Consider the following 13,191-nt stretch of genomic DNA (forward strand, 5'->3'; position numbering starts at 1 on the left):
GGCGGACGCACGGTGCGGGCCGGACGCGCGGCGTCGGTCCCGGCGGGGGCATCGGCGCCGGCTTCGGCGCGCGCCCGCTCGGCGGCTTCGGCTTCCGCGGCGGCACGCGTGGCGGCTTCGGCCTGGCGCTGGCGCTCCAGTTCCTCGGCGCGGGCGCGGTCCACCTCGGCCAGGCGCTGCTGCTCGGCCAGGTTGCGCTGGCGCGACTCCTCCAGCTTGCGCAGGATCTCGGCGCGCTCGTCCTCAGGACCCAGCTTGGCCGGGGCCGACGGACGTGCGACGGCCTCGCCTTCGGCCGGCTTGGTGTAGGTGCGCTTCTGGCGCACTTCCACGTTCACCGTGGCGGCGCTGCGACCGGGGCCTGCGGACTTGACGTGGACTTCCTGCACCTTGCGCCGGTTCAGCGTGATCTTCTTTGGCGCAGCGACCTCGTCGGCCGGGCTTTCCGACTTGCCGTGGGTACGGCGCAGGAAGCCGAGCAGCTTCATTTTCTCGGTGCTGGACACTTCCTGGTCGGGGTTACTGAACTTCATGCCGGCCTCGGCCAGCTGTTCGATCAGTTTCTCCACCGGCGTGTTGACCAGTTCGGCGAGCTTGCGGATGGTGGTTTGCTGCGACATTCGGATCCTATGATCTTGTTGGCGCCCCCTCGCCGCGTGCGAAGGTAGCGCGGATTCTAAGCCCTGACGGCATCAGGGCGGATTTCATGGCCGGCTCATTCGCCGCGTTCCAGACGGGCGATCTCCTCGGCGCGTGCGGCCAGGATCAGCGCGGCGGCGCGCGCTTCGTCCAGCCCTTCGATACCGAATTCCATCACCTCGTCGGCCGCCAGGTCCGACAGGTCCTCGCTGGTGCGCACCCCGTGCGCGGCCAGCGCGAAGGCCGTGTCCTCGTCCATGCCGTCCAGGCTCAGCAGGTCCTGCGCCGGCTGATTCTCCTCCTCACCCTCTTCGGCGGCCAGCGCTTCGTTCAACAGCGCGTCGCGGGCGCGGGCGCGCAGTTCCTCGACGATGTCCTCGTCGAAGCCCTCCACCGCCAGCAGTTCGCCCACCGGCACGTAGGCGATCTCTTCCACGGTGCTGAAGCCTTCGGCCACCAGGATGGCCGCGATCTCCTCGTCCACTTCCAGCTTGTCCATGAACAGCTGGCGGGCCACGCCCTGCTCGGCCTCGGACTTGGCCGCGACCTGGTCCTGGGTCATCACGTTCAGCTGCCAACCGGTCAGGCGGCTGGCCAGGCGCACGTTTTGGCCGCCCTTGCCGATGGCCTGGGCCAGGCGATCCTCGGCCACGGCCAGGTCCATGGAGTGCTTTTCCTCATCGACGATGATGGACTGCACCTCGGCCGGCGCCATCGCGTTGATGACGAAGTTGGCCGGGTTCTCGTTCCACAGCACGATGTCCACGCGCTCGCCGTTGAGCTCGTTGCTCACCGCCTGCACGCGCGAACCGCGCATGCCGATGCAGGCGCCGATGGGATCGGTGCGGGTGTCGTGCGCCAGCACGGCGATCTTGGCGCGGTCGCCGGCATCGCGGGCGCAGGCCTTGATCTCCACCAGGCCCTGGCCCACTTCCGGCACTTCCAGCTTGAACAGCTCGATCATGAACTCCGGCGCGGCGCGGCTGATGAACAGCTGCGGGCCACGCGGCTCGGAGCGCACGTCGAACAGGTAACCGCGCACGCGGTCGCCGGTGCGCAGCGCATCGCGCGGGATGCCCTTGTCCTTGGGAATGAAGGCCTCGGCGTTGCCGCCCAGGTCGACATAGATGTTGCCGCGCTCGGCGCGCTTGACGATGCCGGTCACCAGCTCGCCCACGCGGTCCTTCCAGGCATCCACGACCTGCTGGCGCTCGGCTTCGCGCACGCGCTGGACGATGACCTGCTTGGCCGCCTGGGCGGCGATGCGGCCGAAATCCGGGTTTTCGATCTGCTCTTCGATGTAGTCGCCGACTTCCACGCCATCGGCCTCGTCCACCGCGTCCATCAGGCGGATCTGGTAGTCCGGCGAATCCATCACCACGTCGTCGGCCACCACTTCCCAGCGACGGAACGTCTCGTAGCTGCCGTCCTTCTGGTTGATGGTCACGCGCGCCAGCACTTCCTGGTCGGGATAGCGCTTCTTGGCGGCCGAGGCCAGGGCGGCCTCGATGGCCTCGAAGATCACCTCGCGCGGCACGCCCTTCTCGTTGGCGACCGCATCCACCACCAGCAACAGTTCCTTACTCATCTTTCGCTCCGCGCACGGCACTGTCGCCGTCGTTGGGTTTGGACTTGTTTCCGCTCGCCTTGCCGTTGGGCCGACGCGCGGGCTTCTTCTTCGGTTGCGGCGCCATGCCCAGCGCCACCCAGTCCGGCATCAGCCGGGCCTTTTCAACATTGCCGTGATCGACCACGACGGTCTGGCCGTCCAAGTCGAACACCAGCGAATCGCCGTCCACGCGCACGATCGCGCCCTGAAAGCGGCGGCGACCGTCCTGCGGCAGCTTCAGCACCACCTTGGCCGACTCACCCGCAAAGCGCGCGAACTGCGCGGCGGTAAACAGCGGCCGGTCCACGCCCGGCGAGGACACTTCCAGCGTGTAGTTGCCGGAAATCGGATCCTCGACATCCATCTGCGCCGACACCTCGCGGCTGACCGCTTCGCAGTCGTCGATATTGACCGTGCGCGTCTCGCGCTCGGCTTCGACCACGTCGATGTACAGGCGCAGGGTGGCACCGCCTGGAGCAGGCAGATATTCCACGCCCATCAACTCGAGCCCCAGCGCCTGCACGGTGGGCGCCAGGAGGTCTGCGATCTGGTTGGCCTTGTCGCTCACGTACCGCCTTCGTTCTAGAAAATGGAAAAAACCCAGACGCCGGAAACAGCAAGGGGCCCGTTGGGCCCCTTGTCCGATGACGCTGGATGCGGTGCGCACGGCTGCGCTCCACGGCCCGAGCCTGTTCCGATGCGGGCCCGCGATACCGGCGGACATCGTACTTGGGCTTGGTGGCGTCAGGCCCAGGCATGCACCGGATCTGATCGAACCGGCCCATACCCAACCCTTCGCAAGCCACTAAGTCTAGCGCGGGCGTCGAGTATTGGCAAACCCGCGCGACGCCTGTCGCCCAGCGGACGCATGGTCGTCCGATGGGCCTGAATGCGCACATGCAGCATGCGCTTCGGGCGTCACGCCTGGCCTGCCCGCCCGCGCCCGAAAGTCCGGCGCCGGCCATTTTCTATGCGCACGCGCCGGCTCCTGCGTGGCGCTGGCTCAGCGCGTTCGGCGACCGCTCCACGCCAGGCCGGCCACGCGACCGGCCGGCCCCCGGGCCGCCACGCCCAGCAGATGGATGCCCAGCGCCACGAACCAGCAGATCGCCGCGGTCCACACGTCATGCGAGAGAAAATGCGCACCGCGCAGCTGCTGCCCGATGCCGAACACCAGGCCGGCCCCCAGGGCCAGCGCCAGCGCCCGACTTGCCCAGCGCGGACGCACGCTCACGGCGAAGCAATACAGCCCGAGCCACGCATAGCCCGCGCTGGCATGGCCGGCGGGAAAACACCCAGAAGCGCGCAAGCCCGCCGGCCGGCTGGCGAACAGGCTGTAGTAGGGCCGCAGGCCACCGTACTGACTCAGGTCCCACGGACAGTCCATGCCCGAGTGCTGCTTGATGAGCGAGATCACGCCGGTGGCCAGGGCGACGGAGGCGAGCAGCCTGAGCAAGGGCCAGCGTGCCGCGCGCAGGCGCGAGTGCCTGGCGCAGAATCCGCGCAGCATCAACAAACCCACCGCCAGGCTGGCCAAACCCGACAACGCCCGCCCACCGCGATGGATCAGGCCCTCGGTCAACCAGGCCTGCTTCATCGCCCAGTGCCCGCCTTCCAGGCCATACAGCCAGGACGCGAGGTGGCGATCGCCATCGGCGCCGATCAACACCGCACTGGCATAGGCCAGCATCAGCAGCGGCAGCACCACGTGCGTCCAGCCGTTGAGCGCCGGTGGCACAGCGGCCTGGTCGGCAACCAATGCCGGGCGATACGCTGCCTTGTCGAAGACAGCGCTGGCAGCGCGCTTGGTTACCCACCCTGAAAAGCCCGATCCCGCTTCGGCCCATCGCCGACGCACGAGTGGCCGGGCGCTCATCGACTGCACCCGGCGAACACGTCCTGCGAAGGGTCGTAGACCGAGGTCTTGACCTGCATCAACCCGAGGACGGAAGGAAACACCACGTCATGGTCGGTCCTGCCCCATGCGCGCCGCTGCAGGCAGGCCAGGTCCAGCCCCCGCGCCTGCGCGAATCCGCTGGAGAACCACATCACCATCGGCACGCGGGTCTGCTCCTGCGGGGCGATCGCATACGGCATGCCGTGCAGGTAAAGCCCTTTCTCGCCGAGCGATTCGCCATGGTCGGAGACATAGATCATGGCGGTGTCGTAATCGTCCATGCCGCGGAGCTGCTCAATGGTCCTGGCCAGGAAATGATCGGTGTAGAGGATGCTGTTGTCGTAGGCGTTGACGATGTCTTCTGGGCGGCAGTTGCCAAGCTCGGGGTCTTCGCAAGGCGGAGTGAATCGGCGGAAATTGCCCGGATAGCGCTGGAAGTAGTTGGGCCCGTGATTGCCCAGCTGGTGCAGCACGACGACGCGATCGCCCGGCTTGGCCCTGACCTGTGCCTCCAGGTCGTGCAGCAGGATCTCGTCCAGGCAGCGGCCATGAGCGCAGAGCCCAGGCACCTTGGCATCGTCCAGGCGCTCGATGGCCAGCCCATCGCAGACGCCCTTGCAGCCGGATTGGTTGTCGCGCCACAGGGTCTTGATCCCCGCGTGCTCCAGCACATGCAACAGCGACTGCTGCTGGCGGATGGCGTGTTCGTCGTAATGGCGACGCCCCAGCTGGGAGAACATGCAGGGCACCGACACCTCGGTACTGGTACCGCACGAATGCATGTCGGGGAAGTTCAACACCCCCAGCCTGGCCAGCTCCGGCGTGGTCTGGCGGGCGTAGCCATTCAGCCCCCAGTTCTGCGCGCGCACGGTCTCGCCCAGCACGAACACCAGCAGCCGCGGCTTGCTCCCGGCATGCGGCACCATCGTGGCGTCGGTGCCGATCGGCGTCCTGGCCGGGCGATGGATCGGCGATGCGGACTTGAAGTTCTGCTGCAGCGCGACGATGTAGTTGACCGGCGTGGCCAGGTAGCGCACCTCGCGATGGTTGCGCATCATCGCCGCCACCTGGGCCGGCGCAAGCAGCGCGGACACGCCCGCCAGAATCGCCAGCCCGAGCATGAACAACGGCCGCACCCACAGGCTGGTCACGGCACGACGCTCGACAAGACGCACCCGCCACAGCAGCAGCGCCGGCAACGCGGCGGTCAACAGCAGCGGCAGTGCCAGCTGCGGCGTCAGCAGTTCGCTGGATTCCTTCATGTCCGTCTGCAGGACGTTGCGCACCATGTCCGCATCCATCAGTACCCCGTAGGTACTCATGAAATGCACCGCCAGCGCGGTCGCGATGAGCAGCACGGTCAGCACGAGCTTGGCGCTCCAGCGCCAGACCAGCAGCGACAGCACCAGCCCGTTGGCGGCCACCAGCACCCCGAACAAGGCCGCCATGAACAGCGCACTCCCAGGATGCAGGCGCCAGGCAGCGGACCAGAAGGCGTGGTTGCTGACCAAGGCGAAGAACACGCTGGACAGCAGGATCAAGCGCTCCAGGCTGAGCCGCGGCCGCCACGCGCGCAGCGCGTTCCATGGGCCCTTTTGGGACCAGGGCGCCTGCGGCGCGGCGCTGGTCTGTGGAGCGCCTTGCGGGTAGGAAGCGGCGAGCGCGGCGTCGGAGGTGGCCACAATGAGCGTCGAGAGGAACCGGATGGCGCGCATTGTCCGAACGGATCCGTCGGATTTCGGTCGGAGCAAGGTCTGAAATCCGTGGTGCGGGGGCGCCGCGTTGCTCCGGATTCATCCTGCCGACACAGGCGGATGTTGGCGCCGTCGGACAGCGGCAGCGGCAGCGGCAGCGGCAACTCATCCGCAGCCTCCCCTCCTGGCGGTCTGGGCGCCGCGCTCGCGAGCAGTCATCTCACCCTGGTGTCGGGCCGCGCAAATCGCAGGCCCCCTCCTCGACCAAGTGGGAACTGGCGTCCCTAGTCAGTGCGCCCTGCCGACGGGCCGATGCCACCGGAGCGGCCTCGCCCCTGGAATGTTTGCCAGGCGCTCTCGGACGCGGCACTCGCTCGCGTCAGTTCCGTCACTGCAACCTGGCAAAGCCAGCACTCCCTGCCATCGCGCTTGCGCTGCCAGCCCTAGGGACCGGTGAACACGTCATCTCATTCGGCAGCGGACAACACTGAAGATTACGGACAGCGCAAACAAAACGGCGAGCTCCTCGCGGAGTTCGCCGTTTCGCCTACTACATCTGCGCTGGAGCAACATCGCAGATTTACATGGTAGCGGGGGCAGGATTTGAACCTGCGACCTTCGGGTTATGAGCCCGACGAGCTGCCAGACTGCTCCACCCCGCAGCAGAAGAATATTATGGAATACAAACCGACTTATTGCAAGTCTTGAAGCTGGGCTTCTTCAAGAAACTGTCACACCGAAGGCCTGCTGGCACCACTGCATGATCGGATTCCACGCAATGCCCAGTGCCAGCAGCGCGAGCGCATTGACGCCGAACACCACCGGCACCACGCGGTCGCGACGCGGCGGCGGCAGCTCGCCGGTGGGCTCGTCGAAGTACATGACCTTGATGACGCGCAGATAGTAGAACGCGCCGATGACCGCGCAGATCACGCCGAGGATGGTGAGCCACAGCAGCCCGCCTTTCAGCGCCGCGCCCAGCACCACCATCTTCGACCAGAAGCCAAGGAACGGCGGCACGCCGGCCAGCGAAGCCATCACGCACAGCACCAGGCCCGCCTTCCAGGGGTCGCGCGCATTGAGCCCCTTGAAATCGTCGATCTTGTCGGCCTCAAAGCCCTGGCGCGACAGCACGATGATCGCGCCGAAGCCGGCGGCGGACATGATCGCGTAGGTCACGCCGTAGAACAGCGCGGCGGCGTAGCCTTCCGGACCGCCCCCGGCCATGCCCAGCAGCAGGAAGCCCACGTGCGAGATGGTCGAATACGCCAGCATGCGCTTGAGGTTGGTCTGCATGATGGCGATCAGGTTGCCGACCACCAGCGAGGCGGCGGCCAGCAGGGCCAGCAGCAGCTGCCATTGCTCGGCGGCCGGTGCCGCGCCCACGGCCAGCAGGCGGTAGGCCATGCCGAACGCGGCCAGCTTGGGCGCGGAGCTGACGAACAGCGTGATCGGCGTCGGCGCGCCCTGGTAGACGTCCGGCAGCCACATGTGGAAAGGCGCGGCGCCAAGCTTGAACGCAATACCGCCCACCATGAACGCCACGCCGGTCAGCAGCATCATGCGCTCGTTGGTGGACGCCGCAGCTTCGGCAATGGCGTTGAGCTGCAGACTGCCGGTGGCACCGTAGACCAGCGACATGCCATACAGCAGCAGGCCCGAGGCGATCGAGCCCAGCACGATGTACTTCATCGCCGCTTCGGCCGACATGCCGTCGTCGCGGTTGACCGCCACCAGCGCGTAGGAGCACAGCGCCAGCAGTTCCAGGCCTAGGTAAACGATGACCATGCTGCCGGCCGAGACCAGCATCATCATGCCGACCGTGGCGAACAGCACCAGCACCGGAAGCTCACCCGGATAGATGTTGCGCTCGCGCAGGTAGGGCCAGCCGTAGACCAGCGACAGGCCGCTGACCAGCAGGATCGCCATCTTGGCCACGTCGGCCATGGTGTCGCGCACGAACATGGCGTGGAACACCGTGCCCTGCCCGCCAACGCCCAGGGCCACCATGGCCAGCGCAATGACCATGAAGGCCACTGCGAGCAGATGGGTGATGACGCGCTGGCGCTGGCTGAAGAACAGGTCGGCGATCAGCAGGAAGAAGGCGCCTGCGATCAGGACCAGCTCGGGCAGCAGCGGGAGCAGGTCGGTCACGGGTGCGGAAATGGGCGTGCTCATGAGATTCCTTACGGCAGCTTGCTGTTGGCGAGCTGCAGCACCAGTTGCTGGATAGACGGTTCCATCAGGTCGGTCAGCGGCTTGGGATAGATGCCCAGCGCCAGCGTGCCGATGGCGAACACGCCCAGCACCAGGGCCTCGCGTGCGTTGATGTCCTTCAGTTCGGCCACGTGGCTGTTGGCGACCTCGCCGTACAGCACGCGCTTGACCAGCCACAGCGTGTAGGCCGCGCCGATGATCAGCGTCAGGGCGGCCAGCAGTCCCACGAACGGGCTCTTCTGGAACGCGGCCAAAATGACCATGAACTCGCCGACAAAGCCGCTGGTGCCCGGCAGGCCCGAGTTGGCCATGCCGAACAGCACGAAGAACACCGCGAACCAGGGCATCACGTTGGCCACGCCGCCGTAGTCCTTGATCATGCGGGTGTGCATGCGGTCGTAGACCACGCCCACGCAGGAGAACATGGCGCCGGACACGAAGCCGTGCGAGATCATCTGCACCATCGCACCCTGCAGGCCCAGCTGCGCGCCGTCCACGCCGGCGCCGTTGGTATCGCGCACCAAGGTGAAGGCGATGAAGGTGCCCAGGGTCACGAAGCCCATGTGCGAGACCGACGAATAGGCGATCAGCTTCTTCATGTCCTCCTGCACCAGCGCCACCAGGCCCACGTAGACCACGCCGATCAGCGACAGCACGATCACCAGCTGGGAGTACTCATGGCCGGCATCGGGGGTGATGGGCAGGCTGAAGCGCAGGAAGCCGTAGCCACCGATCTTCAGCGCGATCGCCGCCAGGATCACCGAGCCGGCCGTGGGCGCTTCCACGTGCGCATCGGGCAGCCAGGTATGCACCGGGAACATCGGCACCTTGACCGCGAAGGCGATCAGGAACGCGAAGAAGATCCACGTCTGCTCCTGCATCGTCAGCGGCAGCGCGTACAGGTCGGCGAACTGGAAGCTGCCGCCCTTCAGGTACAGGTAAATCAGGCCCACCAGCATCAGCACCGAGCCGAGGAAGGTGTACAGGAAGAACTTCACCGCCGCGTAGATGCGACGCGGGCCGCCCCAGACGCCGATGATCAGAAACATCGGGATCAGCATCGCCTCGAAGAACACATAGAACAGCATCGCGTCGGTCGCCGCGAAGATGCCCACGGTCACGCCTTCCAGGATCAGGAACGCGGCCACGTACTGCGACACGCGCTTGGTCACCGAGGTCCACGCGCCGATCAGGGTCAGCACGGTGATCAAGGTGGTCAGCAGCACCAGGGCCACGGCGATGCCGTCCACGCCGAGGGCGTAGTTGATCTTGAACGCCGGGATCCAGGCGTGCAGCTCCTGGTACTGCAGGCCGGGGTTGTTCCACTGGAAGTAGACCAGCAGCGGCAGGCTGGCCAGGAAGGTCAGCAGTGCCGTGCCCAACGCCAGCCAGCGCGCCGCCGAGGCACGGGCATTGCCCAGGGCCAGGACCAGGGAGCCGCCCAGGATGGGCAGCCAGATCAGAATGCTAAGCAGAGGCCAATTCGCCACGTGTTCGTATCCGTGCAGGGTTCAGCGCCAGTACGAGATGAGCACGGCCAGCAGTGCAATCAGGCCGAGGATCATCGCGAACGCATAGTGATAGAGGAAGCCGGACTGGGTACGGCGCAGCAGGTTGGCGCACAGCTCGACAAGACGCGCGCTGCCGTTGACGCCCACGCCGTCGATCAGCTTGGAATCGACCACGCGCGAGGCCTGGCCCAGGGCCACGCCACCGCCGGCGAAACCGCCGATCCACAGCGCGTCGAAACCGAACTTGTTCTCCAGCACCCACACCAGCGGCGCACCGGCCTTGCGCATGCGCGCCGGCAGCGACGGCGAGGCGATCAGGTACAGGAAGGTGGCCAGGGCGAAGCCGGCGAAGGCGAGCCAGAACGGCGCGGTGGTCAGGCCATGCAGCGCGAACGCCACCGGACCATGGAACTCCTCGGCCAATGCGCCGATCGTGTCCTTGGCCGGCTCGTAGAACTGCACAACACCGGTGAAGAAGGTCGTGGCCTGGCCCGGAATGCCAGCCTCGGCATGGTGGCCCAGCCAGTCGGTGCCGTACAGCATGGGACCGATGGTGAAGAAGCCGATCAGGATCGAGGGGATTGCCAGCAGGATCAGCGGCAGGGTCACCACCCACGGCGACTCGTGCGGCTCGTGCGCGCCGTGATGGCCATGGCCATGATCGTCGTGACCGTGGTCGTCGTGGCCGTGCACCTGAGCCTCGGCATCGGTGTGGTCGGCTTCGCCATGGGCGCCGGCATGCGCGTGACCGTGGTCGTCATGGGCGTCGCGGAAACGCTCCTTGCCGTGGAAGGTCAGGTACAGCAGGCGGAAGCTGTAGAAGCTGGTGATGAACACACCGCCCAGTACCGCGTAGTAGCCGTACTGCGCGATCCAGCCACCGTGGACGTGGGCGTTGTGCCCGGCCGCCTCGATGATGCTGTCCTTGGAATAGAAGCCGGAAAAGAACGGCGTGCCCACCAGGGCCAGGGTGCCGATCAGGCTGGTGATGTAGGTGATCGGCATGTACTTGCGCAGGCCGCCCATCTTGCGCATGTCCTGCTCGTGATGCATACCGATGATGACCGAACCGGCCGCCAGGAACAGCAGCGCCTTGAAGAAGGCATGGGTCATCAGGTGGAACACCGCGGCCGAATACGCCGACACGCCCAGCGCCACGGTCATGTAGCCCAGCTGGGACAGCGTGGAATAGGCCACCACGCGCTTGATGTCGTTCTGCACGATGCCGATCAGGCCGGTGAAGAAGGCCGTGGTGGCGCCGATGACCAGCACGAAGTTCAGCGCCGTCTGCGACAGCTCGAACAGCGGCGACATGCGCGTCACCATGAAGATGCCGGCGGTCACCATGGTCGCGGCGTGGATCAGCGCCGAGATCGGGGTCGGGCCTTCCATCGAATCGGGCAGCCACACGTGCAGCGGGACCTGCGCGGACTTGCCCATCGCACCGATGAACAGGCAAATGCAGATGATGGTAGCCACGCTCCAGGGATGACCCTTGAACACTTCCACTTCCTGGCCCTGCAGCAGCGGCGCGTTGGCGAACACGCTGGTGTAGTCCAGCGTGCCGAACCACATCAGCACCATGGCGATGCCGAGCAGGAAGCCGAAGTCGCCCACGCGGTTGACCAGGAACGCCTTCATGTTGGCGAACACCGCGGTCGGACGCTTGAACCAGAAACCGATCAGCAGGTAAGACACCAGGCCCACCGCTTCCCAGCCGAAGAACAGCTGCAGGAAGTTGTTGCTCATCACCAGCATCAACATCGAGAAGGTGAACAGCGAGATGTAGCTGAAGAAGCGCTGGTAGCCCGGGTCGTCGTGCATGTAGCCGATGGTGTAGATGTGCACCAGCAGCGAGACGAAGGTCACCACCACCATCATCATCGCGGTCAGGCGATCGACCATGAAGCCGACGTGGCCGCTGTAGTTGCCGACCTCGAAGAAGGTGTAGAGGTTCTGGTTGAAGGGCTGCGCGCCGACGCCGACCAGCTGGTACAGGGTCCAGCACGACAGCGCGCAGCTGATGGCCACGCCCAGGATGGTGACGGTGTGGGCCCCTGCCCGGCCGACCTGCCGGCCGAACAGGCCGGCGATGATGCTGCCCAGCAACGGGGCCAGCACCACGGCGATCAGAAGACTCTTGGAGAGCGTAATTTCCATCTGCTTGATCAGCCCTTCAGCGAATCGACTTCGGACACGTTGATCGTGCGCCGGCTACGGAACAGCGTGACCAGGATGGCCAGGCCAATGGCCGCTTCGGCAGCCGCCACGGTCAGGATGAAGAACACGAACAGCTGGCCCGAGGCATCGCCCAGCTGACGCGAGAACGCGACGAAGTTGACGTTGACCGCCAGCAGCATCAGTTCGATGGACATCAGCAGGACCAGCACGTTCTTCCGGTTGAGGAAGATGCCGGCCAGGCTGATGCAGAACAGCACCGCGCCCAGCGCGAGCAGGTGTCCGAGGGTGATCATGGCTTGGTCTCCTCAGGATTGGCCGGCGCTTGTTCTTCCACCACCGGGCGCACGGCCTGCATCTTGACCATGCGGAAGCGGTCGGCGGCCTTGACCCGCGACTGCTCGCCCGGGTTCTGCGACTTGACGCCCTCGCGCTTGCGCAGGGTCAGCATGACGGCGGCCACCACGGCCACGGTCAGGATGATGGCGGCGAACTCGAACGGCAGCAGGAACTCGGTGAACAGCGTGCGCGCCAGCCAGGTGATGTTGGAGACCTCGGCGGCCTGGGCGGCGGCATTGTCCACCGGCAGCGCCTCACCGGTCTTGGCCTTGATGCCGATCAGCACCAGCATCTGCACCAGCATCACCACCGCCACCAGCAGGCCCACGGGCAGGAACTTCACCCAGCCCTGGCGCAGTTGGTCGATGTCGATGTCCAGCATCATCACCACGAACAGGAACAGCACCATCACCGCGCCGACGTAGACCAGGATCAGCGCCACGCCCAGGAACTCAGCACCGACCAGCAGCCAGGTGCAGGCCACGGTGAAGAACGTCAGGATCAGGAACATCACCGCATGCACGGGGTTACGAACGCTGATGACAGCGCCCGCGGACACCGCCGCGATCGTCGCGAAGATCCAGAAGGAAATATTGACCCAATCCATCATGTCCTCAGCGGTAGGCGGCGTCGGCGGCACGGCGTTCTGCGATTTCCGCCTCGAGGCGGTCGCCGATGGCCAGCAGCTGTGGCTTGGTGACGATGTTCTCGCCCCGGTTCTCGAAGTGGTACTCCAGGATGTGGGTCTCCACGATCGAGTCGACCGGGCAGCTTTCCTCGCAGAAGCCGCAATAGATGCACTTGAACAGGTCGATGTCGTAACGCGTGGTGCGGCGGGTGCCGTCCTCGCGCTTGGTCGAATCGATGGTGATGGCCAGCGCCGGGCACACCGCCTCGCACAGCTTGCAGGCGATGCAGCGCTCTTCCCCGTTGGGATAGCGGCGCAGCGCATGCAGGCCGCGGAAGCGCGGCGACTGCGGGAACTTCTCCATCGGGTACATCAGCGTGTACTTCGGCTTGAAGGTGTACTTCAGCGTCAGCCACAGGCCGCCGAGGAGCTCCAGCAGGAGCAGGCTCTTGAAATAGTGCGTGATCTTGTTCATTGGA

10 protein-coding genes, 1 tRNA gene and 1 pseudogene are annotated in these 13,191 nt (G+C 65.9%); all 12 read right to left on the reverse strand.

What is annotated here, in order from left to right:
- Nucleotides 1-620: translation initiation factor IF-2 associated domain-containing protein (locus EPA99_RS10190; RefSeq protein WP_206733746.1), on the reverse strand; the 620-nt coding region annotated here is incomplete at its 3' end.
- A gap of 95 nt (nucleotides 621-715) precedes the next feature.
- Nucleotides 716-2,227 (reverse strand): transcription termination factor NusA, encoded by a 1,512-nt coding sequence (nusA, locus tag EPA99_RS10195; protein WP_129471135.1) that lies wholly within the window; start codon nucleotides 2,225-2,227, stop codon nucleotides 716-718.
- Entirely contained in the window at nucleotides 2,220-2,816 is a 597-nt protein-coding gene (gene rimP, locus EPA99_RS10200) for a ribosome maturation factor RimP (RefSeq protein ID WP_129471457.1), read from the reverse strand. The genes nusA and rimP overlap by 8 nt, the downstream gene beginning before the upstream one ends.
- Nucleotides 2,817-3,251: 435 nt before the next feature.
- Nucleotides 3,252-4,007, reverse strand: a complete 756-nt coding sequence (locus tag EPA99_RS10205; RefSeq protein WP_241688357.1) for a phosphatase PAP2 family protein — start codon at nucleotides 4,005-4,007, stop codon at nucleotides 3,252-3,254.
- Nucleotides 4,008-4,120: 113 nt separating this feature from the next.
- A pseudogene (locus tag EPA99_RS10210) lies at nucleotides 4,121-5,751 on the reverse strand (phosphoethanolamine transferase); the annotation flags it as partial.
- Between the two features lie 673 nt (nucleotides 5,752-6,424).
- Nucleotides 6,425-6,501: transfer RNA gene (locus EPA99_RS10215), tRNA-Met, on the reverse strand.
- 58 nt (nucleotides 6,502-6,559) lie between these two features.
- Complete coding sequence (nuoN, locus tag EPA99_RS10220; protein ID WP_129471137.1) at nucleotides 6,560-8,017, reverse strand: NADH-quinone oxidoreductase subunit NuoN; 1,458 nt, start codon at nucleotides 8,015-8,017, stop codon at nucleotides 6,560-6,562.
- A gap of 8 nt (nucleotides 8,018-8,025) precedes the next feature.
- Nucleotides 8,026-9,546 (reverse strand): NADH-quinone oxidoreductase subunit M, encoded by a 1,521-nt coding sequence (locus tag EPA99_RS10225; RefSeq protein ID WP_129471138.1) that lies wholly within the window; start codon nucleotides 9,544-9,546, stop codon nucleotides 8,026-8,028.
- A gap of 21 nt (nucleotides 9,547-9,567) precedes the next feature.
- On the reverse strand, nucleotides 9,568-11,727 hold the full coding sequence (nuoL, locus tag EPA99_RS10230) for an NADH-quinone oxidoreductase subunit L (RefSeq protein ID WP_129471139.1): 2,160 nt from the start codon (nucleotides 11,725-11,727) through the stop codon (nucleotides 9,568-9,570).
- An 8-nt stretch (nucleotides 11,728-11,735) separates the two neighbouring features.
- The gene (nuoK, locus tag EPA99_RS10235; RefSeq protein ID WP_129471140.1) at nucleotides 11,736-12,041 is read right to left on the reverse strand and encodes an NADH-quinone oxidoreductase subunit NuoK; all 306 of its coding nucleotides are present in this window, start codon (nucleotides 12,039-12,041) and stop codon (nucleotides 11,736-11,738) included.
- The gene (locus EPA99_RS10240) at nucleotides 12,038-12,691 is read right to left on the reverse strand and encodes an NADH-quinone oxidoreductase subunit J (protein ID WP_129471459.1); all 654 of its coding nucleotides are present in this window, start codon (nucleotides 12,689-12,691) and stop codon (nucleotides 12,038-12,040) included. The genes nuoK and EPA99_RS10240 overlap by 4 nt, the downstream gene beginning before the upstream one ends.
- Before the next feature lie 7 nt (nucleotides 12,692-12,698).
- Complete coding sequence (nuoI, locus tag EPA99_RS10245; RefSeq protein WP_129471141.1) at nucleotides 12,699-13,187, reverse strand: NADH-quinone oxidoreductase subunit NuoI; 489 nt, start codon at nucleotides 13,185-13,187, stop codon at nucleotides 12,699-12,701.
- Nucleotides 13,188-13,191 lie beyond the last annotated feature (4 nt).

The organism is Pseudoxanthomonas composti, from assembly GCF_004122095.1.
Taxonomy (GTDB): Bacteria; Pseudomonadota; Gammaproteobacteria; order Xanthomonadales; family Xanthomonadaceae; genus Pseudoxanthomonas_A; species Pseudoxanthomonas_A composti.

What these genes read in the sequence shown, in the direction of transcription:
- nusA (WP_129471135.1), bottom strand. Translation starts at nt 2,227, where the DNA reads ATGAGTAAGGAACTGTTGCTGGTGGTGGATGCGGTCGCCAACGAGAAG.
- nuoL (WP_129471139.1), bottom strand. Translation starts at nt 11,727, where the DNA reads ATGGAAATTACGCTCTCCAAGAGTCTTCTGATCGCCGTGGTGCTGGCC.
- EPA99_RS10240 (WP_129471459.1), bottom strand. Translation starts at nt 12,691, where the DNA reads ATGGATTGGGTCAATATTTCCTTCTGGATCTTCGCGACGATCGCGGCG.
- nuoN (WP_129471137.1), bottom strand. Translation starts at nt 8,017, where the DNA reads ATGAGCACGCCCATTTCCGCACCCGTGACCGACCTGCTCCCGCTGCTG.
- nuoI (WP_129471141.1), bottom strand. Translation starts at nt 13,187, where the DNA reads ATGAACAAGATCACGCACTATTTCAAGAGCCTGCTCCTGCTGGAGCTC.
- nuoK (WP_129471140.1), bottom strand. Translation starts at nt 12,041, where the DNA reads ATGATCACCCTCGGACACCTGCTCGCGCTGGGCGCGGTGCTGTTCTGC.